Genomic DNA, 25045 nt, shown 5'->3' with positions numbered 1-25045 from the left:
TAACGATATATTTTAGTTTTATCTTCAGCTTCCGCCCCAATCGCAATGTCGGAGTTGAATATGAGCATCCAAAACCCCATCCCCCTTCCGCCGTCAGAGGCGGGATTCATGCAAAGCTACCTCGATGCGCTCGGGCTGGTGGAACGATTGCACCGTTTGCTGCTGGACGTGATCAAGGACTAATTCGAACGTGTCGGCGTGATTGAGATCAATCCGGTGCAGGCGCTGCTGCTGTTCAACGTCGGCGACAATGAAGTCACCGCCGGAGAGCTGAAAAGTCGCGGTTATTATCAGGGCAGTAACGTCAGCTATAACCTGAAAAAACTGGTGGATATGGGCTATATGCACCACCAGCGCTGCCAGATCGACCGCCGCTCGGTTCGGGTGCGGCTGACCGGCAAAGGGCGTCACATCAGCGGCGTCGTCTCGGACCTTTTTGGCCGCCACGCCAGCGGGCTGATGAACAAGGGCGCGCTGGGCGCATCCGGCATGGATGACATCACCCGCTCTCTCAAACGGATGGAACGATACTGGACAGACCAGATCCGCTATATCTACTAAACGGTGCGGCGGGAGGACATGCTATTCGGCCAGTTGCGCCAGCGATAGCACTGCCAGTTCGCGCAGCAGCTTGGTGGTCATGGCCGATTGATAGGCGTCAAACCCCGCGGCGGGCAGGGCAAAACCTGCGGGGCCGGTGACCACCTCTGCCGCGAAATACGCCGTCAGGGGCGCATCATTCCCCGCCGGTTCAATAACCAGCGCATTCACGGTCACGTCTTTGCCAGCCAACTGCTGTTTCACATCGCGAGGGCGGGGCCCAAGGTTAGAGGTGCCGTCGCCTGAAATATCCAACGTGTGCTTTAAACAGTTGGGCTGCTGCGCAAGATACGCCGCCCCCGCCGCCATCGCCACGCCAAGCGCGGTGCCGGGCGACGCTGCCGAGCGTTCAACCTGGCGCAACCTGTCAATCATCTCCTGCAAGGCGGCACCATCCGTGATCGACCGCCAGGGTGCGATCACGCGCTGGTCTGTCGGGCCGCTCCATTCATAGACCAGCAGGGACACCGGCGCCTCTGGTGCCGACAGGATCGCCGCGCGCACCAAAGGGTCGTCCAAGGCCCCCGCGACGCCATCCAATTGCAAGTGATACTCTCGCGCATCGACGGACCCCGACACATCCAGCCCCAAGGCCAAGGCCTGCCGACAGTCCGCCGAACCCGCCGACGCCCAAAGCATTGCGCCGACAGCAGCCACAGCACCGGCGCGGATCATCCCGCGTCCTTGGCCACAGGCAGGCTGCCAATCGCAGGGGGTGTCAGCTCGCGTTCCAGCTTGATCCGCATGGCACGTTCAAAATCCTCGAACCCGTTGGCGATCACCAGAAACGCACCGGGGCCGTGCAAGACCTCGCGTTTGTAAAAGGCGATCAGCCCCGTCTCGGCCTCGAAATCGGCGGCATTCACCACCAACCCGTTGACAGTCACATCGTCAAAATCGAACGACTGATAGGCCAGTTGCGGGCCAAAGCCTTCGTTGTTCTGACCATCCCCAGCCAGATCAATCGTCTTGTACAAACAACGTGGTGCCTGCGCCATCACCGCCGCGCCAAAGCCCAGCGCATAGCCCATCGCCGTGGGGAAATCATTATGACTGCGTGTGCTGCCCGCTACCACGCCCGCCGCGCGCGTCAGATCATCGGGGGAATTGATCATTTGCCAGTCCAGCACCATCTGCTGATTATAGCGCCCCGACCATTCATAGACCGCCAGCGCCACCGGCAGATCGCTGGCGAAAAACGCCCGCCGCACGGGATCGGATAGCAGCGCGGCGGCGGTCCCGCCACGCTGTAAACGGTCCTCGACCGCATCGACCGAACTGGACACATCCATCGCCAGCACCAGCGCCAGCCTGCACTCCGCCGCCCACAGGACAGCAGGTGCAAAGCCCAGCGCAGTGGCAAGGAAAGCCGTCCGGATCATCGGCCTACCAGTGGCCGGTATTTTCCATGCTGGCCCAAGGTTCCTGCGGCTCGAGCCGATCCCCTTCTTGCAGTAATTCAACCGACACATTGTCGGGCGACCGGATAAAAGCCATATACCCGTCGCGCGGAGGCCGGTTGATCGTGATCCCGTTCTCTTGCAGCATTTTGCAAGTTTCGTAAATGTTCTCAACGGTATAGGCGAGATGCCCGAAATGGCGGCTGTCATCTGGCAGCGCATCGTCGCCGTCCCAGTTATAGGTCAGCTCCACATCCGCATGGCCGTCGTCCTGCCCGGGAGGGCACATGAAAATCAGCGAAAACCGCCCATCCTCATTGTCGATCCGGCTGCGCTCTTTCAGGCCCAGCAGCTCGTAGAAGGCTTGCGATTTCTCCAGATCTTTGACGCGCACCATCGTGTGCAAATATTTGATCGGCATGGGGTCGGCTCCTTTGCTTTCATCTTCGACACGCAGAGTAGCACGGCTGGCTGCAGTTGCCAGCGGATGTCAGAATTTTGACTGAAATCCTAGCGACACAGAAAGCTCACGTGTTTCAAACCGGCTGACGTTAGAACGTGTCCGTCCGGCGCGAAAATTCACGCTAGGGGCAAAGCCGGCGTAATCCACATCCGGCAGCAGGACGTTCACATCTGCATAGGTCGCGTAATCTTGTTTGCCGCCGGGCACACTAAACACCGCGACATAGTCGTCATAGTCGGTTTTACCCAAGACCAGACCCGCGCTCACTATGGCCGGACCAATCTGGTCGGCAAAACTATAGGTCAGGCGTAGCGACGCCGCCGTCGACGCATAGTTGATGAAATCGCTTTCGGTCTTGCGCAGGTTGACCGAGAGCCCGATCCCGTCGCCCCCGGCCACCGTGTGGGTCGCGCCCGCGCTTACCGACGCAGTGCTACTATCGAAAAAATGCGTCCGGTCGCTAAAACGCTCTTCGATAGCGGCCCCGAATGAGACGGACGTCGCAGCTGAAACCTGCCAACGGTGCCCTAGTCCGACCCGCGCGAATGTATAGCTGCGATTGCCGCCGGACCAGTATTCACCAACCGATCCCGTCACATCAACCGTGTTGCCTCGTGTCCCAACCGCATAGGTCTGCCGCAATGTAACGTCCGCATAAGTCGCGCCGAAGTCACGATTGCGTACTTCAGGCGCAAGGTGGTGCGATCTGCTATCAAGCGCGATACGTTGCACAAAAAGCCGCGCAGCGAGGTCTGTGCGTGCCCTGTCTGTACTGCGCAACCGATAGCCAGCGACAGCGTCAACGGTGCCCACCACGCCGGATAAGGCCTGCGCACCACCACTAAGCCGGCCCGTAAACGGCAGCCCGTCGATGACCTGCTGTGCGGTGTCGGCTCCGTTGTTGACGTTGCTCGATGGCTTCACGCCACCGCTGATAGAAAAACGAAACGGGTTTTCGCGCCGCACACGGGCATAATCCCGTGCAAGCTGCTCTTCGATCTCGGGGGAGGGCGCATTTTGCACCGCGCGCCGCAGCCAAAGCTGTGTGCGTGTCGGATGCCCTTCGGCAAAGGTCAGCCGTGCCGCCAACTCTGCTGCTTGAAACTTCTGTACCGTCGTCTCGGCATAACGGTAAGCCCGCGCCGCTGATCTTCGCCCTGCAGTCGCGTCGCCCATATCCGCATGTGCCGTCGCCAATACGTAATGCGCATAGGGCGAACGTGGGTCAGCAACCAGCAAACCATGCGCAATCTGCGACGCGAGGGCAGGCCGATCCCCCTGCAACGCATGCACCGCCAGCGACCGCGCTTCGGGGAGGGTCAACGCCACCGACGGTTCTGCATGGACAGGAGCAGCCGCCAGCAGGCAGCCGCAGGCCAACGCGCCGTTCCTCACCTGCTGGGATAGGGCCGCGATACGCACGAGGGCTATCGGACGGGCTGGTCGCAGATCGGGTCTTCACCGGGCTGGCCGCACTGCGTGAGCACAAACGCGCCATATTCGATGGGCGTGCCTGATCCCCCTATCTCAATGTGGTCTTCGGCATGGATCACCCCTGCCACCTCGGTCGCCCCTATGCCGCCAAAAATGCCGCCGTATTCGCCGACCGTATTATTTTCCTGCGACGCCGTGCCAAAGAACGTGCCATCATCCGCTATAGCAGTACTGTCGAGGGCAATATTCTTCGCCTTGAACGGATCGGCCGAATTGGGATCAAGACCACCAGCCGCATTATAGTCGGTAACCTTGCGGTCATAGATGATCCCTGCAACCGCAGCGTCTGTAAAGTCTCCTGTCAGTACTACTTTGCCGGTCACCTCTGCCGCCTGTTTTGATAGCGGATCAGACGCCGTTCCCCCCGTCACGGGCAATAGATCCTCATCAGACCCGGACCCGTTCAAAAGCCCCACATAATTCCCCGCATAGGTCACCAGCCCGCCCTCGGATTGCGTGCCCGGAGCGACCGGCGCGGAATAGGATGTGCTGCTATAGGCCGCGCCTGAAAAGACCTGCTCAAACTGGCCGCCCGTCATCACGACAGCCGCGCGGGTGCCGTCGATATCCTTGACATACGCGGTGACATGGCGGTCCAGCGACCCGTCCTGCGCGGTATAGGCCTCATAGCCGTTGCGGTCCAACCCGGGGCGGCGGCGATAGGCAGCAGTGAACGCGCTGTCATCTGCGGTGATGCCGGTGATCGACAGCGTTTCCGACGCCGGATCATAGCTAAAGCTCTTCAGGTCATTGGTCAGCGCTTCGGGGATCGCACTTGCCCCCGTGCTCCCGTCCGTCCCCGTATCGACGTCTACCTTGCCGTTAAACGGCGTGCCACTACCACATGCTGCCAAAAATGCGCACAGCGCCAGCGCTGATGTCCCGAATTTCATAACTGTCTGCCTCGAAAATTTCTTGATTATTGCCGCGACAGTCGCCAATCCCGCGCCCTGCTGTCAACGCTCCACCGCACCGTCCATGCATTTGCCGACAAAGTGCATCCCAAAAACAATACCGCATATGGCGGTTCCTGTGCCTTGCTGCCACAGATATAGTAAACTCCGAATCCACGCCCATATGACAGGACGCCCCCCCATGCCGATCAGCCCCGACCAACAAGCCGAAATCGACGCCCTGCGGGCCGAGCCGAAACAGACCCTGCGCGCCGTCTCGGACGGGATAGAGGCGCATCTCTACAAGGCCATTCCCGTGCTCGACCACGGCTTTGTGCGCGTCATCGACTATATGGGCAACGACGAAGCGATCTGTCAGGCGGCCCGCGTCAGCTATGGCCGTGGCACGAAATCGGTCCAAAACGACGAAGGCCTGATCCGCTACCTGATGCGCCACTGGCACTCCACCCCCTTCGAGATGTGCGAGATCAAGCTCCACGTCAAACTGCCCGTCTTTGTCGCGCGCCAGTGGATCCGTCACCGGACCGCCAACGTCAACGAATACTCCGCCCGCTATTCGATCCTCGACCGCGAATTCTACATCCCCGAACCCGCCCATGTGAACGCGCAAAGCGTGGTGAACAATCAAGGCCGCGGTGGCGTGCTCGAAGGCGCCGAGGCCGCCCGCGTGCTCGAGACCCTCAAATCCGACAGCAACCGCGCCTATGACAACTACGAGGCGATGATTGCCGAAACCGGCCCCGACGGCGAACCCCAGGATGGTCTCGCGCGAGAGCTGGCGCGGATGAACCTGCCGTCGAACATCTACACGCAATGGTATTGGAAAGTGGACCTGCACAACCTGTTCCATTTCCTGCGTCTGCGCGCCGATGCCCACGCCCAATACGAAATCCGCGTCTATGCCGATGCCATCTGCAACGTCGTCGCCGACTGGGTCCCCGCCGCCTACCGCGCCTTCGAGGATTACCGTCTAGGTGGCGCAACTGTGTCAAATACAGCTCTTGAGTGTATCCGTCGGATGGTGAAGGGTGAGGAGGTCACGCAGGAGACCTCTGGCATGAGCAAGGGGGAATGGCGGGAGTTTAAGGGAGTGATTGGGTGAGTACTAATTCTGCTAACTCTCTTGCAGGGCAATGGATTGGTGAAAACGATGGCGACCCCGAGGGAACCATGGTTATGGATTTAGACAGTATAGATGGAATTGCGAAAGGAGTTCTTTACCTATATCCAAAAGGGGATGATTTGCCGTCTTCGCTCGCGCCGATCGAAGCAGAAGATTTTCTGACAAAGTTTGATATTTCGTGTACACCGATCCACTTTATTGCAGATAACGGATATATTCCCAATTGGTCAGAGCTCAGCGATCGTTTTCCGGGCGTCAGGCTGCCGCAGGTTGTCGATGGTATCTTTACACCAATCGATGCGGGAACGATAAATCTCAGTTGGAAAACAGAGATTGGAACTGGTGGATCAGCGCGGCTTATTCGATCAGTGGCTGCTACCAATTCTAGAGTGATAGCCAACAATCAAGTGAAGACTTGGGCAGAATTTCAAGCGTTTGTAACCGATAAGCCGAACTTGGGTTGGGTTTTCCGCGGTCAAAGTCAACCTTGGCCTTTGATGACAAGTTTCCATAGAACGAATAGGCGTGACTTAAGACGATATTTCCACGAGGATCTGAAGCGACTTCACAATGCTTTGAGTGCGAGAACTAAGCACCTATTTAATCTCGAAAATCCAATTGAGTTAGGGGCATTCTTCAATCTCGCCCAGCACCATGGCTTCCCAACCCCGCTTCTTGACTGGACACGATCACCATTTGTCGCTGCTTTTTTTGCTTACAAAGACACAAACCCAAATCAGAAAGAACCCATACGCATATATGCTTTCAATAGGACACTGTATCAGCAGAAATATCATCAACTGACACACCTTAACTTAGTTAAACCTCATTTTTCTAATCTCGAAACACTCGCAATCGAAAATGAAAGAGCTATTCCCCAACAGGGTGTTTTGAATCTTACAAATCTTGAAGATATCGAGCGCTTTATTCAAAATTTGCAAGAGGCGGATGGCCAAACCTATCTTCATGCATTCGATTTGCCAGCGTACGAAGCTAAGAAAGCTATCGGCGATTTGCGGTTAATGGGAATTACAAAAGCTTCTATGTTTCCAGGAATTGAAAGTATCTGCGAAGAGTTGCGTGATTTAAATTTTAGTTAGTGCAATGCCAATCTCCGATTGGGCAGCGCCCGAACCGCCCCCACGGGGCGGGTCAGCGGATGCAAAGCATCTGCGTCACCGACTCCGCGAAGGCTTGCCTTCGCGGAGTCGGCGCTTCACTTCCACCCCTCGGTTCGGGCGCGGCAGTTCCTGTTTAGGTCACCTCATTCATCCCCAGCAAAATGCGGGGTATTCCGCGTTCGACCCCTCAAAAGTCGGCCACGGTTTTTGACTCATCTGTGCCGGACCACGCCTCATCCCAGCAAACGCACTCCACCGCACGCACCCATAACAAAAAATAAACAAACAATAACAATAGGTTAAGTTACCCATGGGTAACCCGAGACCCTACGACGGCGCAAAGCCCGCCCCGCCAGTCCCGCCAGCCTCCAGCCCCAAAAGGCGAAAAAGCTAGACTTGGCGCTTAAGTCTGGGCAAATTAAAGGAAATTGAAAAGAACGGGGGATATTATGCGTATAACAACAGGAATGATCGCCGGATTGGGTTTGATGGGCGCAGTTTTGCTGCCCGCGCAGGTCTCGGCAGAGCCAAAAATCTACGCCTATCCGTCCTCCGCCAACTTCTGCCCCGCAGGGCTTCAGCCGGTCACAATCTCCGGCGTGATCTGCTGCGGCACGCCGAACACGGCCACCAGCTACCAGCAGATGATGTCGCACCCCGCGCCGAAAAAGCACAAGGTCCGCCACTATCACCCGCGCCGCGCCAGCTATTCTTGCGTGCCGGGCGAAAAGGGCTGCCGCTAAGCCGCAGCCCCGATTGATGCCCGCATAACTGGATCCGGCGCCCCTCGGGCATCGGATTCTTTACAGCAGCTCCAGTTCCGTCGCCATCTGACGCCCGTCGCGCCCCTCGGACATTTCGAAAGACACTTTCTGATCGTCCGCCAGACCGGTCAGACCGGACTGTTCCACTGCCGAAATATGGACAAAAATATCCGACCCGCCGCTCTCCGGCGCGATAAATCCGTATCCTTTGGTGGTGTTAAACCATTTGACTGTACCCGTAGGCATATCTCAACGCTCCTCATTACTCGCTGTCGCAGGCCCGAAAATTGCTTTCGCCGCCCCACGCGGTAAAAGGTTGTTCGCCTGCGTCGAAAATCAAGAAATTTTGCGCTGCCCGATTATCTTAGGACATATGAAACCCGAAAAAGTGAGACGAGAATGCTGATCTACGGTCTGAAGAACTGCGATACCTGCCGCAAGGCGATCAAGGCGCTGCCCGACGCGCAGCTGGTCGATGTCCGCCAAGACGGTGTCCCCGCTGACGTTCTGGCCCGCGCCCACGCCCGCTTTGGCGCAGCACTGATGAACACGCGTTCCACCACATGGCGTGGTCTGGACGATGCCGAACGCGCCTCCGATCCGCTTGAACTTCTGGTCGCCCATCCCGCGCTGATGAAACGTCCCCTCATCGCCGTGGGGGAGGATCTTTTCCTCGGCTGGAATGACACGACCCAAGCCGAGGTCAAAGCCGCGCAGTAACCCTCAGCGGCGGCGCGCCAGCAAAATACGGTCCAGCGCCACCGGCCCGCCGCCCCTGACCACCAGCACCACCAGCAGCAGCACCCAAAGCCCGCGTTGGTCCAGAATGGTTCCGTCCGGCAGACGGTCAAACCACTGGCCAAGCGCGCTCCATTGCCCGTGGCCGTACAGATCCGTAAGCGATTGCAGCACCACAAAGCCGATCATCCCCAACGCCGCAAACCGCGTGAACAGCCCCGCCACGATGAGCGCCGGCAGCACAAACTCCGCCAGCGTCCCCGCATAGGCCACCAACCCGTGGAACGCCGAAAGCGCTGTCGCGTCATAGCCCGCCGCCTCGAACGCACGGGGGAAAATCTGGACATAGGCACCGGTGCTCAGCGTCACCAACCCGTCGAGTTTGGTAAGGCCGGAGGCAAAGAAATACTGCATAAGGACGGCAGCAAATAGAAACCGTGCAAGCGTCGGCAGCAGCCAGTCCTGCGCTGAAATCCAGTGGGTGGCGCGGTCATAAAGGGTGAGGGTCTTCAGCATCTTATCCGCCGTTCTTTGCGCGAAATGCGCCAGTTGCAAAGCACAGTCCCAAGGCCGCACCAAGATCGAAATCAGGCACAAGCGCCAGCGCGGTGTCATGGGCCTGATCAAGCGTTGCGCCCTCGGCCAATGCGGCGAACCAATCACCGCCGCCGGGGGGCAAAAGATGCGGGGCGGGGTCAAACTCGGGGCGGGTGATCAACACGTCTTGGGCCTGCATTTGCGGCTTGGGGGCATCGGCCTGCATGTTGAACCGCCAGATATCAAAAAGCGGCCAGCTTGACCGCAGCAAAACCGTCGCAGGGGCGGGGATGAGCTGTGTTTGCATCATCTCTTCTGGCGTAAGCTGCTGGAACGTTTCGAGGTCAAAGGGCGCACTGTCAGCCGCGTGGTAGGATCGGCGCAAGGCAAGGTCGAGGCGGGCGCAGTCGGGCAGGTAACCCATTTTAGACAATTGCGGTTGTGCGGCGAGAAAGTCGGGAAAATCAGCGCCGTAATGCATCATGAGCGGAGAGGTCGGCGGGTGCGCACGGACGTAGGCAGGGGCCAGCCGGTCGAAATTCTGCGTGCCTAATACTTTGAGCACCAAGGGAAAAGCGCTGTGCAGCGCTGCAATTAAGGAATGGGTGACGTTGTTGCGGTAGACGTCATAGCGCGTGTCGGCGGGCGCGCCAGCGGCACCGCGCAGCCCCTCGGGGCGGTCCTGCGTCGGGTCCAGCAGGGGCGTACGAAACCGTTGCAGCGTGGTCATCGGGTCAGCACATCCGCCGCACGCTCTGCCTCTGTGCGCAGGGTCGGCCAGTCGGGCACGTCATTGTCCCATTCCACCAGCACGGGCTTGGGGCCGGTGCGGTCCAGCGTATAGGCCAGCAAATCCCAGACGGGGTCGACAACGGGGCGACTGTGGCTGTCGATCAAAAGCGGCTGGTTGAAACCAACGCTGTCTTCTTCGTGGCCGCCAACGTGAAGCTCGCCCACGGCGTCGACCGGATAGGCGTCGATATAGTCGCGGGGCGCGAGACCAAGGTTTTGGGCCGAAATGAACACATTGTTGACATCCAGCAATAAACCGCAGGAGGTTCGATGGGTAAGTTCGGCTAAAAAGTCGGTTTCAGACAAGGTGGATTCATCAAAGGCGAGGTAGCTGGAGGGGTTTTCCAGCAGCATTTGACGCCCAATTGTGTCCTGAACCTGACTGATGTGGTCGGCCACGCGGGACAGGGTGGATTCCGTATAGGGCAAGGGCAACAGGTCGTTCAAAAACTCGCTGTCATGGGTGGACCAGGCCAGATGTTCTGAAAAACTGGCGGGCTTTGCCCAGTCGCAGAGCTTTTTCAGACGGGCCAGGTGGTCACGATCGAGCGGCATTTCACCACCGATGCTGAGGCCGACACCATGGACTGACAGCGCGAACTTTTCGGACAGCGCGCGCAGCTGCGCAAGGGGACGGCCGCCGTCGCCCATATAATTCTCTGCATGGATTTCGATCCACTGTACCGGACCAGGATCGTCCTGCAGGTCTTTGAAATGCTGGGGCTTATAGCCAACGCCGGGGCTGGCGGGCAGGGTGGCGAAACGGGCGGTTCCGTCTGGCATGGGGGGCTCCCTATCGTAGGGGTCGCGTAAGGGGCCTGCGCAGCCGGATGCTCCGTGCTGCACAGGCGAGGGGTTTAAGCCGCAAGGGGCCTTAGGCTGGCAGATCGCGGTCCAGCGCTTCGAGCGATCCCATACGCTCGGAGCCGTCAGCCATTTCGGGCAGCTCCATCTCGGCGCAGGTGCCTGCGTCAACTAGCGTCCAGGCGTTGCCTTGGTAATCAGTGACGGATGTGCCGGCGCATGTGGTGCCGGGGCCTGCTGCGCAGTCATTCTGACCGGCAAGCGCGACGCCATAGCATTTTTCTTTGGATGCCGCATTGGCTGTTGTGCCATGCGCGGACATTGCTGCGGCAACAGCGCCGGCAACGGCGAGCGTTTTCATCGTGTTGGACATTGGTGTTTCCTCCTGATTGGGTTGCGTGTCGATAAGGACATTAAGCCGCGGGGGGTGCGACAAAGCTACTCACATCAAAGTGTGTCACAGAGGCGTCAGGAAATCGCCGGTTTTTTTGTAACAATGCGTGAGAATCCCGCGTCGTAAGGCGCAATATTGAAACATTATGACAGCTTCGGGGCGCAAGATCATTGCGCCCCGAGACGTTTGTTACAGGTTTCAGCCGTGCAGATCGGGCGGTGTGGCTTCGATGCCAAGCGCATCTGCCACGTCCGATAGCGCCTGAACGGAGGTTTGCTTTTCACCCAGACGGCGGACGGACACGGTTTTCTCTTCGACTTCGCGCGCCCCGACCGCAAGGATCACCGGCACTTTGCCGACCGAATGTTCACGGACCTTGTAGTTGATTTTCTCGTTGCGGACATCCGCCTCGGCGCGGACGCCTTGTGCCTTAAGAGTGGCGACGACCTCGTGGACGTAGTCATCGGCCTCTGAGGTGATGGCGGCCACGACAACCTGACGCGGGGCCAGCCAGAAGGGCAGTTTGCCTGCGTGTTCTTCGATCAGGATGCCGATAAAACGTTCGAATGATCCCAATGTCGCGCGGTGCAGCATGACGGGGCGGTGTTTTGCGCCGTCCGATCCGATATAGGTCGCGTCCAGCCGTTCGGGCAGCACAAAATCCACCTGATGGGTGCCACATTGCCAGTCGCGGCCGATGGCGTCGGTCAGCACAAATTCCAGTTTCGGGCCATAGAACGCGCCTTCGCCGGGGTTGAGCGTGGGTTCGATGCCAGCTGCGCGGGTGGCAGACAGCAACGCGGCCTCGGCCTTGTCCCAGACCTCGTCCGAGCCGGAGCGTTTTTCAGGCCGGTCCGAGAATTTGACGCTGAAGTTTTCAAACCCGAGGTCTTTGTAGATGCCGGACAGAAATTCAATGAATTTCGCGGTCTCGGCTTCGATCTGGTCTTCGGCACAGAAGATGTGGCCGTCATCTTGCGTAAAGCCGCGCACGCGCATGATCCCGTGCAGCGCGCCCGAGGGTTCATAGCGGTTGCACGATCCGAATTCGGCCATGCGCAGGGGCAGGTCGCGGTAAGATTTCAAACCTTGGTTAAAGATCTGCACGTGGCAGGGGCAGTTCATCGGTTTCAGCGCGTTGACCGATTTCTCGCGGGCGTGTTCCTCGTCCACTTCGACGATGAACATGTGGTCTTGGTATTTCTCCCAGTGGCCGGAGGCTTCCCAGAGTTTACGGTCCACGACCTGCGGTGTGTTCACCTCGACATAGCCGCCGGCGCGTTGTTTGCGGCGCATGTAATCCTGAAGCTCGGTATAGATATGCCAGCCGTTGGGGTGCCAGAAGATCTGACCCGGCGCTTCTTCTTGCATGTGGAACAGGTCCATCTCGCGGCCCAGCTTGCGGTGGTCGCGTTTGGCAGCCTCTTCGAGCATGTTCAGGTGCGCTTTCAGCTTTTCCTTGCCGGTGAAGGCCACACCGTAAATCCGTTGCAGCATCGCGCGGTCGCTGTCGCCGCGCCAATAAGCGCCCGCGATGGACATCAGTTTGAACGCGTCGCCCGGCACCTGCCCAGTGTGTTGCAGGTGCGGCCCACGGCAGAGGTCTTGCCAGTCGCCGTGCCAGTACATGCGCAGCGGCTCGTCGCCGGAGATGCTGTTGATCAGCTCGACCTTATAAGGTTCGCCCAAATCCTCGTAATGCTTGATCGCGCGGGCGCGGTCCCAGACCTCAGTGCGGACGGGGTCACGCTTGTTGATGATTTCCTTCATCTTCTTTTCGATCAGGCCAAGGTCTTCGGGGGTGAAGGATTCCTTGCGGTCAAAGTCATAGTACCAGCCGTCCTTGATGACGGGGCCGATGGTGACCTTGGTATCGGGCCACAGGTCTTGCACGGCGCGGGCCATGATGTGGGCAAGGTCGTGGCGTACCAGCTCGTTCGCTTGCGCTTCGTCAGCCATGGTGTGGATCGCGATGTCGGCATCTGCGTTGATCGGCCAGGCCAGATCAAAATGCGCACCGTCCACGGTGGCGCTGATCGCTTTTTTGCCAAGCGATTTGGAGATGTCGTTGGCCACGTCGCCCGCAGTGATACCTGCGTCGTACTGACGTGCGTTGCCATCGGGAAGGGTGAGGGTGATCTGGGCCATGCGGGCCTCCTCGTCGGTTTGGCGCCTACGAGACGCCCGGTTGCGGGTTATATGCGTTCGGCCTGTTTGGCGTCGGTGGTCTGGGTTGTCAATATCGCGGTGGGGTCCTTTCCTTGGCGGCCCCTTGCGATAGATTGCAGGGGATTACCAAGAAGCGACGGGACCGGAAGATATGCAAGATGATATGGCGCAGCGGGCGTTTGATACCCTTTCGGGGGCAGAGGGCGACGCGCAGGACCTGTCGCCCCACGCGCAAGAGGCCGAGGCCCGGAACGCCCTGCGCCATATCGCCAGCCTGACGATGACCAAAGTCGCGGACGGGCTGATTGACCCCAAGCTGATGTTGTCGTGGCTGCTGACAGCGCTTGGCGCGCCGGCTGTCTATGCGGGGGCGCTGGTGCCGATCCGCGAGGCGGGGGCGCTGCTACCGCAGATCGTGATGGCGGGCTGGGTGCAAGCGATGGCGCGGCGCAAATGGGCTTGGGTCGCGGGGTCTGCGGGGCAGGGCATTTTCGCGGCGTTGATCGTGCTGGCGGCGCTCATGTTGGACGGATCAGCGGCGGGGCTGGCAATTTGCGGGGCGCTGGCGGGGCTGGCGGTCAGCCGTGCGGCCTGTTCGGTGTCGTACAAGGATATCCTCGGCAAGACCGTGGGCAAGTCGCGGCGCGGATCGATCACGGGCACTGCGGGCTCTGTCGCCTCTGCCGGGGTGCTGGTGCTGGCGCTGTTGCTGATGTCGGGGCTGGTGCAGGATCGCGGCGTGGTGATTGCGGCGATTGCGCTGGCCGCGCTGCTGTGGGGCGGGGCGGCGCTGCTGTTTTCAACGCTGGACGAGGCCCCGAGCGACAGCGCCAAGGCCACGCCGGCCAGCTTTGCCATCCTCAAAGAAGACGCAAACCTGCGACGGTTCATACTGGTGCGCGGGCTGTTGGTCGCCACATCGCTTGCGCCGCCGTATTTTGTGGTGCTGGCGGGGGGCGAGGATCAATCCGCCCTCGGCCAGCTTGGCGCGCTGGTGCTCGCCTCGGCCTTGGCGTCGCTGCTGAGCTCGTACGTCTGGGGGCGGTTGTCGGATCGGTCGAGCCGCCGTGTGCTGATGTTGACCGGCATTGTCGGTGCAGTGGCGATGGTGGGGGCGGTGGCGCTGGCGCTGCTTGGCATGGCGACGCAGATCTGGGCGATGCCGCTGGTGCTGTTTGTCCTGATGATCGCCTATCACGGGGTGCGGCAGGGGCGGTCGACCTATCTGGTGGATATGTCGCCCAAGGACCAGCGGTCGGCCTATGCCGCCGTGTCCAACACCGTGATTGGCGGGCTGCTGCTGATCGCCGGTGTGGCGGGTGGCGGCGCGGCACTGATCGGGCCAGTGGCAACGCTGGTTTTATTCGCAGCCATGTCCGCGGCGGCGGCGTTGGCGGCGCTTGGCCTGCGCGAAGTCGAAGCGGCGGATTGATCGTTGGGGCCGCGCGCCGTATGACTGGGGCGCGCATTTGACCCAAAGGGGGGAAGCCCATGTCCAAACACAACCGCAACTTTGAGCTGACGATCAGCGATATTGACCTGATCGAAGCGGCGCTGCATGTGACCAAACGTGACCTGTCGATGGACGCGCTGAATGAAACGGCATCGATGCTGCCCGCCGATGCCGCCAAAGACAGCCTGCGCCGGATCGACGATCTGCTGGGCCGTTTGCACAATCAGAAAATCTTTTACCGCCCCGCCAAGGGCACCTATCTGGGGGGCTGAGGATGACGGCTCCGATGTATCTGGAAACGCCTCAAGGGCGGCGGCTGGCTTATCACAAGACCGACGGAAAAGGCCCTTGCGTGGTGTTTCTGGGCGGTCTGAAATCCGACATGATGGGCACCAAGGCGGTGTTCCTTGAAGACTGGGCCAAACGCGAGGGGCGGGCCTTTTTGCGGTTTGATTATTCGGGTCATGGGGAATCCTCTGGCGCGTTTACCGACGGCTGCATTGGCGATTGGGCCGAAGATACCTTGGCGGCGGTAGCAGCACTGACCGCGGGGCCGATCTTGCCGGTGGGGTCGTCCATGGGCGGTTGGCAGTCGCTGCTGTTGGCGCGCGCGCTGCCGTCGCGGATCGCGGGTCTGGTGACCATCGCCGCGGCCCCTGATTTTACCGAAGACGGTTATTGGGCCAGCTTCACCGATTCGCAGAAACAGACTTTGGCCGAGGCGGGGCAGGTCGAGCTGCCGTCTGACTATATGGAGCCCTACATCATCACCCGCCGCATGATCGAGGACGGACGCACGCAGCTGGTGCTGCGCGATCCGCTGCATCTGCCGTTCCCGACGCGCTTCCTGCAAGGCACCGCAGACACCGCCGTCAGCGTTGCCACCGCTGTGCGGCTGCTGGAACATGCGCAGGGGCCGGACATGCAGTTGCAACTGGTCAAGGATGCGGACCACCGCTTTTCCGACGACCGCTGTCTGGGCCTGCTGATCCAAGCGGTGGAAGAGGTCGCCGCAGCGGCCTGAGGGAAAGGGGCTTCGCCATGCGCAAACCGGCCAGCATGTGGAGCCTCGAGACTTTTGGGCGGGTCCGCCTGTCCCGGCATTTCTTTATGCGCGATTTTATGTACTCTGAGATTTCGGGCTTTCACGGACAGCCCAATATCCCCGACGATCCTGATCTTGCGATCGAGAACGGGCGGGCCTTTTGCACGTCGTTGCTGGACCCGCTAGAGGAAACCTTTGGACGTATCGCTGTGCGGTCAGGGTATCGGTCGGCGGCGCTGAATGCCTATGGCAACCGGCGCAAGCTGAATTGCGCGGCCAATGACAACCCGATCGAATGTCATATCTGGGATCGCGGGGCAGGGGCGCAGGCAATCGCGGGCGCCAGCATCGTGGTCCCGTGGTTTGCCGACCAGTATGATCAGGGCCGCGACTGGCGCGATCTGGCGTGGTGGGTGCATGATCATCTGCCCTATTCCGAGATGTGGTTCTTTCCCAAGCTCGCGGCCTTTAACCTGACCTGGCGACCAGAGCCGCAGCGCAGCATTTCCAGCTATATCGCGCCGCGCGGGATATTATTGCGTGGCGGGAAGTCGCCGTCAGAGCCCTTGGCGCAGCGCCGCACGCGCTATAAGGATTTTCCGCCCTTGCGTGGCATCGCCTATCCATGATGAGGTACGGCGCAGCAGCAGTGTCCCGAAGTGGCGCGAATTTATGACTAATGACAGGGACATACATGGCTGACCCTCTTGTTCTTCTGCCCGGCCTCATGTCTGACGCGCGGGTGTTCTGGCCGCAGATTGCCGAACTGTCGGCGAAAACCGCCGTTACCGTGGCCCCGATCACCCAAGGCGAACGGATCGAGGAAATTGCCTCCGGTCTGCTGGATCAATTGCCCAAACGGTTTGCGCTGGCAGGGATGGGGTTGGGCGGTGCTGTCGCGCTTGAGATTTTGCGCCGTGCGCCGGATCGGTTGACGCGGTTGGCGTTGATTGATGCCAGCCCGCTGGCCGAAACGCCGCAGACCGCCGCCGCGCGCGAGATGTTGATCGTCAAGGTCAAGTCGGGGCGGCTGGCCGATGCCATGCGCGAAGAGCTGGACCCTTTGTGGTTGGCCCCCGGCCCGAACCGCGCGGCGATCCTAGAGATCGCGATGGATATGGCAGACACGCTGGGACCCGAGGTCTACATCCGTCAGGCCCGCGCCTTGCAACGGGCACGCGACCAGCAAGCGGTGCTGCGCAAATGCAAGGTGCCGACGCTGGTGATGTGTGGCGAGGTGGGCAAGCTGAACCCCGTCAAGCGCCATAGTTTTATGGCCGAACTGCTGCCCTATGCCATTTTGCGCGTGATCGAAGGGGCAGGGCATTTGCCCACGCTGGAGCAGCCAGAGGCAACGACCGCAGCAATCAAGGAATGGATGAAGATGCCCCTGACCCCTGCCTAGCGTCTGAGGACGGGATTAACGCAGGGCGTCGAGGATGGCTTGGCGCTGGTCGTTCGGCACGATCTGCACAGGGCGGTTGGGCGTCGTGGTATCGGGATCGATAAAGGGGTTGGTTTTCCACCGTCCCGTTATCTTGGCCCCCGCAGCACGCGATAGCGCCCCCCAGATCAACCGCGGCAGTCCCTCGTTGCGGGTTTTGCCTGACGGTGTGGGGATATATCCGGTGCCGACGATGGGCCCAAGCGCCGAAGGGTCGGACAGAGCGCTGGTCATGATGCTGGCAAAGGCAAGCTTGGGCTTGCGCAGCGTGTTGAACATCGGCGTCCCGCAGCAGGTCGCATACCAGCGCAGCAGGCTCTTTTCACCAAAAGCAAACACGCCCAGTCGGTCGAACCCCTGATCAAAGTCGAAACGGTCGGGCGTGGTTTGGAACAGTTGGACCGCCTGTGGCGCAGGGTCGGGGTGGTTCAAGTACACCTCGGCCGCGCGGCAATCGATACAGTGACACTGGGCATGGCTGCCGCGTGCGGGTGTCACGCCGCGCAAAGTCCCTTTGATAGTCCCACAGGTGCAGGCAAAGGGCAGATCACGCGGCGCGGCGGGCATTATGCTGTCGACTTCTGGGCCGGAACCGAAGTCTTGCCGGCATTGGCTGGGGCGGCGGGGGCTTGGGGGGCCGCTGCCTTGGCCGTGCGCTGGTTTTCATCGATGAATTTCAGCACCAGCGGGCGGATATTCTCGCGCCAGCTTTTGCCTGCGAAGATACCATAGTGCCCTGCGCCGTCTTCAAGATGGCTGGCCTTTTTGTCGTCGGGCAGGCCGGTGCATAGGTCCAGCGCGGCGACACATTGGCCAGGGGCCGAGATATCATCCTTGGTGCCTTCGACGGTTTTCACCGCAACATCCGTGATCTTGCCGATGTCGACGGGCTGGCCTTGGATCGTGAAGCTGTTGGTGCCGATTTCATTGTCCTTAAAGATCCGCTGCACGGTAGACAGGTAGAATTCGGCGGGCATGTCCATCACGGCGAGGTATTCGTCGTAGAACTTGTTATGCTTGTCATGGTCGCCTGCCGTCCCTTGTGCGACGCGCATGATCTGGTCGCGGAAGGCCTTGGCATGGGTTTCGGCGTTCATCGTGATGAAGGAGTTCAGCTGCAACAGACCGGGATAGACCTTGCGGCCCACGCCTTGGTGCTGGAAGCCGACCTGCTGGATCATCATCTCTTGCAACTGGTTCATGTTCACGCGTTGGCCGAAATCCGTCACCTCTGTCGGGCTGGCGGCGGTATCGATCGGCCCGCCAATCAACGTGAGCGAGCTGGGCTGCGCCTTGGGGTCCTGTTCGGCCAGATAGGCGGTTGCGGCAAGGGTCAGTGGCGCAGGTTGGCACACGGCGATCACATGCACGTCGGGGCCCAGATGGCGCATATAGTCGACGAGCCGCAGGGTATAATCCTCTACGTCGAACTTGCCGGCGCTGACAGGGATGTCGCGGGCATTATGCCAGTCGGTGATGTACAAATCGGCATCGGGGATCAGGCTGATCACGGTGGACCGCAGCAGGGTCGCATAGTGGCCGGACATGGGCGCGACCAGCAGGATCTTGCGCTTGGGCGTGTCGCGGCCCTGCACAACGAAATGCACCAGATCGCCAAACGGACCTTGAAGCTCTTTTTCAATCAGGACGGGATGATCCAGACCATCGGCACCAACAGCCGGCGGAATGTCCCAATCAGGTTTGACCACCATGCGCGAAAAGCTGCGTTCGGTCACTTCGCCCCAAGCGGCCATCCAGTTCAGCGCGGGGTTCGGAACAGCTGCAAAAGCGGGATACGATGCCATCGCCAACGCGGTGGCGCCAAGCCACTGATTGGTGTTTCTCATCGTTTCCATTAAATCGTAAGATGCCATATACTTCATGTAAGGGGTCTCCTGTTGGGGGGCCTTGCGCCCTGCATCTTGTCGGACCCTCCCCCAAAGGTCGGCGCGATGCTGCAGGTGCAAACATAGGGAGGAACGGTTAACATGACAATAAAAACAACTAAGACCGACGTTGAGAGTTCCAAGGCACAGGAACGTATGGAGGAAAACCTGCGCAAGGTCGAAGCGCTGGGGGCACGACTGTCGCAGATCATGGTCGGGCGGGACACGCATCAGGCGAGCTTGGACGGTCCGAATCAGGAGCTGTTTACAAAGGCTGCGACGTCCTATTGGACCGAAGCTGTGCAAAATCCGGCCAAGATGATCGAGCAGCAGGTGTCGTACTGGAGCAAATCTGTCAGCCACTTCGTCGAGGCGCAGCAGGCGCTGGCCAAAGGCAAGCTGGAAGCTCCTGAAGATACCGCGCCCGAGGACCGCCGCTTTGCCAACCCGTTGTGGAAATCGCACCCCTATTTCAATTTTGTCAAACAACAGTACCAGATCAACGCAGAGGCGCTTGGCCAAGCGGTCGAGAACGTCGCCGATTTGGCCCCACATGAACGCAAACGCCTGAGCTATTTTAGCCGCCAGATCGTTGATCTGATGAGCCCGACGAATTTTCTGGCCACCAACCCCGATGCTTTGGAACGTGCCGTCGCCACAGAAGGCGAAAGCCTGATCCGCGGGCTTGAGAACCTGATTGCTGACCTAGAGGCCAACAACGGCGAGCTGGTCGTGCGGCTGGCGGATGAGAGCGCGTTCGAGCTGGGTCGCAACATCGCCACAACCCCCGGCAAGGTCGTGTTTCGCAACAAACTGTTCGAACTGATCCAGTATAGCCCCAGCACCGAAAAAGTGGACGCCACCCCAATCGTGATCTTTCCACCGTGGATCAACAAATTCTACATTCTTGATCTGAAAGAGCAGAACAGTCTGGTCAAATGGATCGTGGATCAGGGCTATACATTGTTCATGGTGTCATGGGTCAATCCGGACCAAAGCCATCGTGACATTGGCATGGGCGACTATATCGAAAACGGGTTCCTGACCGCGATCAAGGAGGCCAAGGCGATCACGGGTCAAGACAATGTGCATGCCGTGGGGTATTGCATTGCAGGCACGACACTGGCGTTGGCGCTGTCGCTGATGAAACAGCGGGGCGATACGTCGGTCAAATCCGCGACCTTCTTTACCGCCCTGACCGACTTCTCCGATCAAGGTGAGTTTCAGCCGTTCCTGACCGATGATTTCATTGACGGGATCGAGGCAGAGACACAGGATAAAGGTATGCTGCCGTCGCTTATCATGGCACGTACGTTCTCTTTCTTGCGGTCGAATGATCTAGTCTATGGGCCCGCGATCAAAAGCTACATGCTGGGCGATACGCCGCCCGCCTTTGATCTGCTGTACTGGAACGGCGACGGGGCGAACCTGCCGCAACGCATGGCGATGGAATATTTGCGGGGGCTTTGCCAGCAGAACAAGCTGGTCGACGGCGGGTTCGACCTGCTGGGCCACCGGCTAAAGCTCGAAGACATTGACGTGCCGCTGATGGCAGTCGGTTGCGAGACGGACCACATCGCGCCGTGGAAAGACAGCTATCGCGGCGTGGGGCTGATGGGCAGCGCTGACAAGACATTTGTCATGACGCAGTCGGGGCACATCGCAGGCATCGTGAATCCGCCCAGCAAAGGCAAATACGGCCACTATACCAACGCTGATGTGTCGCTGGACCATGAGGACTGGCGAGAGGGCGCGACCTTCCACGAAGGGTCTTGGTGGCCCCGCTGGGGGGCATGGCTCGAGAATCAGTCCGACGGTAAGGTGGATGCACGTATTGCAGGTGAAAATGGCCGCGAGACGTTTGGCGATGCGCCCGGCACCTATGTGGCGCGCAGGGCAAGAGGTTGATCTGATTGCCCATTTTATTAAGGGCGCAAGTGTCTGGAATCGATGATGCTGCAATGCAGAAAAAACCTTGCAATGCCGCACTGCAGCATCTATCTTAAGTTTAGTCATAACGAAGCGGTAGACGCCGCTTACCCCCATAAGGAGAGTTTACCATGACGAAGACACCAGATTTCGCCGCGATGATGAAAGACATGATGGGTGCATTCCCCGTTGACACATCCGCAATGAACGATGCGTTCAAAACCACCGCGACGCTGAACGAAAAGCTGTCCGGTGTGGCCTTGAGCGCCGCTGAGAAATCCGCAGCGATTTCCAGCAAATGGACTCAAGACACCCTGACAAAAATGTCGGAAATGTCGAAAGCCAAGCAAGAGCCTGCTGACTACGCCAAAGCAATGACCGAGTTCACCTCGGCCTCTGCCGAAGTTGCGTCCGAGCACATGGCCGCTTTTGCCGAGATCGCCAAAAAGGTCCAGATGGACACTGTTGAGCTGATGATGGCTGCTGGCAAGGACATGTCCGAAGAAGCAACGGCCGCTGTCAAAAAGGCAACTGCCGACGCGACAGCCGCGACAAAGAAAACCACAGCGAAGTAATCGCTCTGGCCTTTGGTTCAGTAAAGATTGATGAGGGCAGACTTTGCGGTCTGCCCTTTTTTGTGGCGCCTATCTTTTTCATTTAAGCTGCCCTAAGCTGCAATGCAGCATGCCTATTTGGGAAGGACCTAGTGTGACCGAAACAGTCAAGCCCCTGCTTATCAAACGATATGCAAGCCGCCGCCTGTATAATACCGAAACCAGTGATTATGTCACTTTAGACGATATTTCGGGCTTTATCCGCGATGGCCGAGAGGTGAAGATTGTAGACCTGAAATCAGGCGACGATCTGACCCGTCAATACCTGCTGCAAATCATCGCCGAACACGAAAGCCGCGGTGAATCCGTGCTGCCCGTGGATGTGCTGAACGATCTTGTCCGCAGTTATATGTCCCCCGATGCCAGTGTCGTGCCGCAGTTCTTGAAATCGTCGTTCGATATGCTGCGCGATGGTCAGGCACGGGTGCTCGAGAATATGAATACGATCAACCCGATGTCGAAAATGCCGGGCTTCGAGGTCATGCAGGCCCAGCAAGAGGCCTTTATGAAAGCGATGACGGGCACCATGCCGACGCCCTGGAATGGCATGGGGGGGGGCGATGCGCGCCCCGCCAAGGGGGGCGGTCAGGATGAAAGTCTTGATGCGATCAAACAGCAGCTGGCCGAACTGCAAGAGAAACTGTCAAAGTTGAAGTAACCTCTTTCTCGGTGCGTTTTAGATGCGTTAGAACGGTCAAAGCCCATCCGCTGACGGGTGGGCTTTGTTGTGTCTGCCGGATGCCTCCGGCGGGAGTTTATCTGGCAAAATGAAGCCTTAGGCCGCGGCGGATTTCGTCACCGTCGCCAGCGCGCCTAGCAGCACATTCACAATCGCGTCGAGCTCGGCTGGTTGCAGTTGCACGGGCAGGCGCACGTCGCAGGCTGTCATCAACATGGCGCGGGTCTGGGGCAGGTCGGGCAAATCTTGAATGAACTGCCAATTCCAGAAAGCGCGCGCATTGTCGGTGCTTTGACCAAAGACCTGCACCTTGACGCCCGCCTTGGCGCTGGCATCTGCAAAGGCGCGGATGGCCGCGTCGTCCAGACCCACAAGGTTGAACTGGATGGAATCCGGTGCCCGGGTCTCGGGGGGGAGCGGGGCGGGGACGTCGATCTGTGGAACGGCATTCAGCTTGGCCGCGACATAGTCGTGGTTACGCAGCCCGTCGGCCACACGGCGGGGCAGTTCGGCCAGTTGAGCCCGCACCAGCACCGCCGACAGGTTGTTGAGCCGCAGGTTATAAAGCGGCAGCTGGTTCTGCCACCGCGCACAGGCGTCAGCGATGCCGGGGTGTTTCTTCCAGTTGTGCTCGTACGCCCCTGACATAATGATCGCACGCGCCACGAGATCGGCGTCGTCGGTGATCAGGATACCGCCTTCGCCCGCGTTGACCATCTTGTAGGACTGGAACGAGAAGCAGCCGATCTTGCCGATGGTGCCTATCTTGCGGTCATGCCAGAGCGTGCCGAGCGAATGGGCCGCGTCTTCGATCACGGGTATATCTGCGGCATCGCAAAGCGCCATGATCGCATCCATATCCGAGGTATGCCCGCGCATGTGGCTGATGATCACCGCATCTACCGTCGGCAGCTTGGCGGCAAAATCCGCCATATCAATCCGGTAGTTCGCCCCGACTTCGCACAGCACCGGCGTATAATTGGCGTGGATCACAGCGGAGGGCACGGCAGCAAAGGTAAAGCCGGGGATCAGCACCTTGGCATTCTGCGGCAGATCCAGCGCCAGCAGTGACAGAAACAGCGCGGCAGAGCAGGACGACACCGCCAGCGCATAGCGGCTGCCCATCATTTGCGCGAACTCGGCTTCAAGCAGGGACACCGGCGCGTCGGCAGCAGCGGTGTAGCGAAACAGATCGCCGCTTTGCAACAGCTGCTCTATCTCGGCGCGGGCAGAGTCCGGAATAGCTTCGGCGCTGTGCATGTCGGGCAGGGTCATATTTCAATATCCTGAATGTTTGTTTTCAGAATGGTAAAACAATGCGCCTGTGGGACCAAGCGTTTTCACCGCTCGGCTTCATGAATGTTTTGTGACTAGATCCCCAGCCGATCGCGCAAACTGAACCAGGTCATCGCCAGCGCAAGCAGCGGACTGCGCAAGGCTCCGCCGCCGGGGAAGCTGGGGGTGGGCAGGGCGCTCATGGTGTCAAAGCCATCGCCGTCGCCTTCAATCGCACGTGCCATCAGCTGGCCTGCGTGGATCGCCGTGCCGACGCCGTGGCCGGAATAGCCAGAGGCCGACAAGATATTCGGCGCAATACGTGCGAGAAACGGCAGACGCTTCATGGTGATCGCCAGCGTGCCGCCCCAAGCGTAATCGATTTTTACATCGCGCAAAGCGGGGAAAACCTGGGCCATGGGCTTGCGGGCTTTGGCCGCGACATCACTGGGGAACCGGTAGCCATAGCTTTCGCCGCCGCCAAACAGCAGCCGCCCGTCATGGCTAAGCCGGAAATAATTCACCACGAATTTGCTATCGGCCACGGCGACGTCACGGGGCAACACTTCCTTTATGCGATCCCCCAAGGGTTCGGTGGCGATGATAAAGTTGTTGATCGGCATCACCTTGGCCGCAACCTTGCGGTTCAGCCCGCCAAGATAGCCGTTGCAGGCAAGGATCACATGATCCGCCGTGACCCGCCCGCCATCGGTTTGCACAGTGGCGGGGCTGCCTTCGGTGATGTGATGCACGGCGCTGCGTTCATAGATTTCGACCCCTGCTGCCTGCGCCGCCCGTGCCAGCCCAAGGGCGAGGTTCAGGGGATGTAGATGCGCGGCCCCCATATCCAGAATACCGCCAGCATAGGCGGGCGAGGCGCAGACATTGCGCAGAGCGTTGCGGTCCAGCACCTCTATCTGGTCGTAGCCATAGCGGTCCTGCAAGAAGCCAGCATAGGCGTGCAGGTGGTCCACATCCGTCGACGCGCTGGCGGTCCAGGCCACACCGGGCTTGAGGTAGCAGTCAATGTCATGGGTGGCGATCAGCTGCTTGACCAGCGCCTTGGCGTCTTCGCCTAGGTCCCACAGACGGCGGGCGGCGTTAGCCCCGACCATCTTTTCAAGCGCGTCCTGTTCGACCCGCTGACCACTGCCCAGCTGACCGCCATTGCGGCCCGATGCGCCAAAGCCCACGCGCTGCGCCTCGACCAGCACGACGCGGCGTCCGGCTTGTGCCAGATGCAAGGCGGCGGACAGTCCGGTATAGCCGCCGCCCACGATGCAGACATCGGCGCGCTGGTCCCCCTTTAGGGTTGGGTAGGGGGTGCTGGGGGTCGCGGTCGCAGCGTACCAGCTGTCGGGGTAGCGCCCCGGCGCGTCATTTTCATATAGCAGATTCATGGCAGAT

General features: G+C 59.6%; 27 protein-coding genes and 1 pseudogene. 13 read left to right on the top strand and 15 right to left on the bottom strand.

The window, feature by feature from the left end; translation table 11 throughout:
* Positions 1–60: 60 nt before the first annotated feature.
* Positions 61–561 (top strand): annotated as a pseudogene (locus tag GLP52_RS07130) (MarR family winged helix-turn-helix transcriptional regulator).
* A 21-nt stretch (positions 562–582) separates the two neighbouring features.
* Here GLP52_RS07130 and GLP52_RS07125 read toward each other — a convergent pair.
* The 5 genes from GLP52_RS07125 to GLP52_RS07105 all read right to left on the bottom strand — a co-directional run bounded on the left by GLP52_RS07125 (position 583) and on the right by GLP52_RS07105 (position 4850).
* A complete protein-coding gene (locus GLP52_RS07125; RefSeq protein ID WP_237271948.1) occupies positions 583–1275 on the bottom strand; it encodes a DUF1194 domain-containing protein in 693 nt (230 codons plus the stop codon).
* Positions 1272–1982, bottom strand: a complete 711-nt coding sequence (locus GLP52_RS07120) for a DUF1194 domain-containing protein (RefSeq protein ID WP_093733275.1) — start codon at positions 1980–1982, stop codon at positions 1272–1274. The genes GLP52_RS07125 and GLP52_RS07120 overlap by 4 nt, the downstream gene beginning before the upstream one ends.
* 4 nt (positions 1983–1986) lie before the next feature.
* Positions 1987–2421: a VOC family protein gene (locus GLP52_RS07115; RefSeq protein WP_093733274.1), complete on the bottom strand. Its 435-nt coding sequence runs from the start codon at positions 2419–2421 to the stop codon at positions 1987–1989.
* A gap of 69 nt (positions 2422–2490) precedes the next feature.
* Positions 2491–3858, bottom strand: coding sequence for a tetratricopeptide repeat protein (locus GLP52_RS07110; RefSeq protein WP_237273471.1), 1368 nt, complete (start codon positions 3856–3858; stop codon positions 2491–2493).
* Positions 3859–3890: 32 nt separating this feature from the next.
* Positions 3891–4850, bottom strand: a complete 960-nt coding sequence (locus tag GLP52_RS07105) for a thymidylate synthase (RefSeq protein WP_237271946.1) — start codon at positions 4848–4850, stop codon at positions 3891–3893.
* Positions 4851–5052: 202 nt separating this feature from the next.
* On the opposite strand from GLP52_RS07105, the gene thyX reads away from it, so the two are divergent.
* The 3 genes from thyX (at position 5053) to GLP52_RS07090 (ending at position 7858) form a co-directional block, all read left to right on the top strand.
* Complete coding sequence (gene thyX / locus GLP52_RS07100) at positions 5053–5973, top strand: FAD-dependent thymidylate synthase (protein WP_237271945.1); 921 nt, start codon at positions 5053–5055, stop codon at positions 5971–5973.
* Complete coding sequence (locus GLP52_RS07095; protein ID WP_237271944.1) at positions 5970–7094, top strand: FRG domain-containing protein; 1125 nt, start codon at positions 5970–5972, stop codon at positions 7092–7094. The genes thyX and GLP52_RS07095 overlap by 4 nt, the downstream gene beginning before the upstream one ends.
* 470 nt (positions 7095–7564) lie before the next feature.
* Positions 7565–7858: a hypothetical protein gene (locus GLP52_RS07090; RefSeq protein WP_237271943.1), complete on the top strand. Its 294-nt coding sequence runs from the start codon at positions 7565–7567 to the stop codon at positions 7856–7858.
* Between the two features lie 60 nt (positions 7859–7918).
* Here GLP52_RS07090 and GLP52_RS07085 read toward each other — a convergent pair whose 3' ends face one another.
* Positions 7919–8125, bottom strand: coding sequence for a cold-shock protein (locus tag GLP52_RS07085; protein ID WP_093733269.1), 207 nt, complete (start codon positions 8123–8125; stop codon positions 7919–7921).
* Positions 8126–8278: 153 nt separating this feature from the next.
* Between GLP52_RS07085 and GLP52_RS07080 the strand changes: the two genes are divergently transcribed.
* A complete protein-coding gene (locus tag GLP52_RS07080) occupies positions 8279–8599 on the top strand; it encodes an arsenate reductase family protein (protein ID WP_237271942.1) in 321 nt (106 codons plus the stop codon).
* 3 nt (positions 8600–8602) lie between these two features.
* On the opposite strand, the gene GLP52_RS07075 is transcribed toward GLP52_RS07080, so the two are convergent.
* From GLP52_RS07075 to thrS, 5 genes are all read right to left on the bottom strand, one after another.
* Positions 8603–9133 carry a DoxX family protein gene (locus GLP52_RS07075; RefSeq protein ID WP_237271941.1) on the bottom strand — a complete coding sequence of 177 codons (531 nt, stop codon included), beginning with the start codon at positions 9131–9133 and terminating at the stop codon, positions 8603–8605.
* Position 9134: 1 nt separating this feature from the next.
* Positions 9135–9884 (bottom strand): HvfC/BufC N-terminal domain-containing protein, encoded by a 750-nt coding sequence (locus GLP52_RS07070; RefSeq protein WP_093733266.1) that lies wholly within the window; start codon positions 9882–9884, stop codon positions 9135–9137.
* Entirely contained in the window at positions 9881–10729 is an 849-nt protein-coding gene (gene bufB, locus GLP52_RS07065) for an MNIO family bufferin maturase (RefSeq protein ID WP_237271940.1), read from the bottom strand. Before bufB ends, GLP52_RS07070 begins: the two co-directional genes overlap by 4 nt.
* Positions 10730–10820: 91 nt before the next feature.
* On the bottom strand, positions 10821–11123 hold the full coding sequence (locus GLP52_RS07060) for a BufA1 family periplasmic bufferin-type metallophore (protein WP_093733264.1): 303 nt from the start codon (positions 11121–11123) through the stop codon (positions 10821–10823).
* A 219-nt stretch (positions 11124–11342) separates the two neighbouring features.
* Entirely contained in the window at positions 11343–13292 is a 1950-nt protein-coding gene (gene thrS, locus GLP52_RS07055) for a threonine--tRNA ligase (protein ID WP_237271939.1), read from the bottom strand.
* 172 nt (positions 13293–13464) lie between these two features.
* On the opposite strand from thrS, the gene GLP52_RS07050 reads away from it, so the two are divergent.
* The 5 genes from GLP52_RS07050 (at position 13465) to GLP52_RS07030 (ending at position 17216) form a co-directional block, all read left to right on the top strand.
* Entirely contained in the window at positions 13465–14745 is a 1281-nt protein-coding gene (locus tag GLP52_RS07050; RefSeq protein WP_237271938.1) for an MFS transporter, read from the top strand.
* 59 nt (positions 14746–14804) lie between these two features.
* A complete protein-coding gene (locus GLP52_RS07045; protein ID WP_093733261.1) occupies positions 14805–15038 on the top strand; it encodes a hypothetical protein in 234 nt (77 codons plus the stop codon).
* 2 nt (positions 15039–15040) lie between these two features.
* A complete protein-coding gene (locus GLP52_RS07040) occupies positions 15041–15790 on the top strand; it encodes an alpha/beta fold hydrolase (protein ID WP_237271937.1) in 750 nt (249 codons plus the stop codon).
* A 35-nt stretch (positions 15791–15825) separates the two neighbouring features.
* The gene (locus GLP52_RS07035) at positions 15826–16440 is read left to right on the top strand and encodes a hypothetical protein (protein WP_237272666.1); all 615 of its coding nucleotides are present in this window, start codon (positions 15826–15828) and stop codon (positions 16438–16440) included.
* Between the two features lie 65 nt (positions 16441–16505).
* Positions 16506–17216, top strand: coding sequence for an alpha/beta fold hydrolase (locus tag GLP52_RS07030; RefSeq protein WP_237271936.1), 711 nt, complete (start codon positions 16506–16508; stop codon positions 17214–17216).
* Positions 17217–17231: 15 nt separating this feature from the next.
* Here the strand turns inward: GLP52_RS07030 and GLP52_RS07025 are convergent, their stop codons facing one another.
* Together GLP52_RS07025 and phaZ are read right to left on the bottom strand one after the other, a co-directional pair.
* The gene (locus tag GLP52_RS07025; RefSeq protein WP_237271935.1) at positions 17232–17822 is read right to left on the bottom strand and encodes a DUF6151 family protein; all 591 of its coding nucleotides are present in this window, start codon (positions 17820–17822) and stop codon (positions 17232–17234) included.
* On the bottom strand, positions 17822–19138 hold the full coding sequence (phaZ, locus tag GLP52_RS07020; RefSeq protein ID WP_237271934.1) for a polyhydroxyalkanoate depolymerase: 1317 nt from the start codon (positions 19136–19138) through the stop codon (positions 17822–17824). Before phaZ ends, GLP52_RS07025 begins: the two co-directional genes overlap by 1 nt.
* Before the next feature lie 105 nt (positions 19139–19243).
* Here phaZ and GLP52_RS07015 point away from each other — a divergent pair, with 105 nt between their 5' ends.
* From GLP52_RS07015 to phaR, 3 genes are all read left to right on the top strand, one after another.
* Positions 19244–21049: a PHA/PHB synthase family protein gene (locus tag GLP52_RS07015; RefSeq protein ID WP_237273470.1), complete on the top strand. Its 1806-nt coding sequence runs from the start codon at positions 19244–19246 to the stop codon at positions 21047–21049.
* Between the two features lie 152 nt (positions 21050–21201).
* The gene (locus tag GLP52_RS07010; protein WP_093733255.1) at positions 21202–21645 is read left to right on the top strand and encodes a phasin, PhaP; all 444 of its coding nucleotides are present in this window, start codon (positions 21202–21204) and stop codon (positions 21643–21645) included.
* A gap of 133 nt (positions 21646–21778) precedes the next feature.
* Positions 21779–22342, top strand: coding sequence for a polyhydroxyalkanoate synthesis repressor PhaR (gene phaR, locus GLP52_RS07005; RefSeq protein ID WP_093733254.1), 564 nt, complete (start codon positions 21779–21781; stop codon positions 22340–22342).
* 117 nt (positions 22343–22459) lie between these two features.
* Here the strand turns inward: phaR and GLP52_RS07000 are convergent, their stop codons facing one another.
* Both GLP52_RS07000 and GLP52_RS06995 read right to left on the bottom strand, forming a co-directional pair.
* Positions 22460–23638, bottom strand: a complete 1179-nt coding sequence (locus GLP52_RS07000) for a DegT/DnrJ/EryC1/StrS family aminotransferase (RefSeq protein ID WP_237271933.1) — start codon at positions 23636–23638, stop codon at positions 22460–22462.
* 95 nt (positions 23639–23733) lie between these two features.
* Positions 23734–25038, bottom strand: a complete 1305-nt coding sequence (locus GLP52_RS06995; protein ID WP_093733252.1) for an NAD(P)/FAD-dependent oxidoreductase — start codon at positions 25036–25038, stop codon at positions 23734–23736.
* Between the last annotated feature and the right edge of the window lie 7 nt (positions 25039–25045).

The sequence above is a fragment of the Sulfitobacter sp. M22 genome, from assembly GCF_021736025.1.
GTDB lineage: Bacteria > Pseudomonadota > Alphaproteobacteria > Rhodobacterales > Rhodobacteraceae > Sulfitobacter > Sulfitobacter litoralis.
The sequence above is the reverse complement of the archived record's forward strand: the minus strand, read 5'-3'. Positions and strand labels throughout refer to the sequence as shown.

What these genes read in the sequence shown, in the direction of transcription:
- thrS (WP_237271939.1), bottom strand. Translation starts at nt 13,292, where the DNA reads ATGGCCCAGATCACCCTCACCCTTCCCGATGGCAACGCACGTCAGTAC.
- GLP52_RS07045 (WP_093733261.1), top strand. Translation starts at nt 14,805, where the DNA reads ATGTCCAAACACAACCGCAACTTTGAGCTGACGATCAGCGATATTGAC.
- GLP52_RS07115 (WP_093733274.1), bottom strand. Translation starts at nt 2,421, where the DNA reads ATGCCGATCAAATATTTGCACACGATGGTGCGCGTCAAAGATCTGGAG.
- GLP52_RS07015 (WP_237273470.1), top strand. Translation starts at nt 19,244, where the DNA reads ATGACAATAAAAACAACTAAGACCGACGTTGAGAGTTCCAAGGCACAG.
- GLP52_RS07010 (WP_093733255.1), top strand. Translation starts at nt 21,202, where the DNA reads ATGACGAAGACACCAGATTTCGCCGCGATGATGAAAGACATGATGGGT.
- phaZ (WP_237271934.1), bottom strand. Translation starts at nt 19,138, where the DNA reads ATGAAGTATATGGCATCTTACGATTTAATGGAAACGATGAGAAACACC.
- GLP52_RS07060 (WP_093733264.1), bottom strand. Translation starts at nt 11,123, where the DNA reads ATGTCCAACACGATGAAAACGCTCGCCGTTGCCGGCGCTGTTGCCGCA.
- GLP52_RS07040 (WP_237271937.1), top strand. Translation starts at nt 15,041, where the DNA reads ATGACGGCTCCGATGTATCTGGAAACGCCTCAAGGGCGGCGGCTGGCT.
- GLP52_RS07050 (WP_237271938.1), top strand. Translation starts at nt 13,465, where the DNA reads ATGCAAGATGATATGGCGCAGCGGGCGTTTGATACCCTTTCGGGGGCA.
- GLP52_RS07120 (WP_093733275.1), bottom strand. Translation starts at nt 1,982, where the DNA reads ATGATCCGGACGGCTTTCCTTGCCACTGCGCTGGGCTTTGCACCTGCT.
- GLP52_RS07085 (WP_093733269.1), bottom strand. Translation starts at nt 8,125, where the DNA reads ATGCCTACGGGTACAGTCAAATGGTTTAACACCACCAAAGGATACGGA.
- thyX (WP_237271945.1), top strand. Translation starts at nt 5,053, where the DNA reads ATGCCGATCAGCCCCGACCAACAAGCCGAAATCGACGCCCTGCGGGCC.
- GLP52_RS07090 (WP_237271943.1), top strand. Translation starts at nt 7,565, where the DNA reads ATGCGTATAACAACAGGAATGATCGCCGGATTGGGTTTGATGGGCGCA.
- GLP52_RS07075 (WP_237271941.1), bottom strand. Translation starts at nt 9,133, where the DNA reads ATGCTGAAGACCCTCACCCTTTATGACCGCGCCACCCACTGGATTTCA.
- GLP52_RS06995 (WP_093733252.1), bottom strand. Translation starts at nt 25,038, where the DNA reads ATGAATCTGCTATATGAAAATGACGCGCCGGGGCGCTACCCCGACAGC.
- GLP52_RS07080 (WP_237271942.1), top strand. Translation starts at nt 8,279, where the DNA reads ATGCTGATCTACGGTCTGAAGAACTGCGATACCTGCCGCAAGGCGATC.
- GLP52_RS07125 (WP_237271948.1), bottom strand. Translation starts at nt 1,275, where the DNA reads ATGATCCGCGCCGGTGCTGTGGCTGCTGTCGGCGCAATGCTTTGGGCG.
- GLP52_RS07000 (WP_237271933.1), bottom strand. Translation starts at nt 23,638, where the DNA reads ATGACCCTGCCCGACATGCACAGCGCCGAAGCTATTCCGGACTCTGCC.
- bufB (WP_237271940.1), bottom strand. Translation starts at nt 10,729, where the DNA reads ATGCCAGACGGAACCGCCCGTTTCGCCACCCTGCCCGCCAGCCCCGGC.
- GLP52_RS07025 (WP_237271935.1), bottom strand. Translation starts at nt 17,822, where the DNA reads ATGCCCGCCGCGCCGCGTGATCTGCCCTTTGCCTGCACCTGTGGGACT.
- GLP52_RS07030 (WP_237271936.1), top strand. Translation starts at nt 16,506, where the DNA reads ATGGCTGACCCTCTTGTTCTTCTGCCCGGCCTCATGTCTGACGCGCGG.
- GLP52_RS07070 (WP_093733266.1), bottom strand. Translation starts at nt 9,884, where the DNA reads ATGACCACGCTGCAACGGTTTCGTACGCCCCTGCTGGACCCGACGCAG.
- GLP52_RS07035 (WP_237272666.1), top strand. Translation starts at nt 15,826, where the DNA reads ATGTGGAGCCTCGAGACTTTTGGGCGGGTCCGCCTGTCCCGGCATTTC.
- GLP52_RS07105 (WP_237271946.1), bottom strand. Translation starts at nt 4,850, where the DNA reads ATGAAATTCGGGACATCAGCGCTGGCGCTGTGCGCATTTTTGGCAGCA.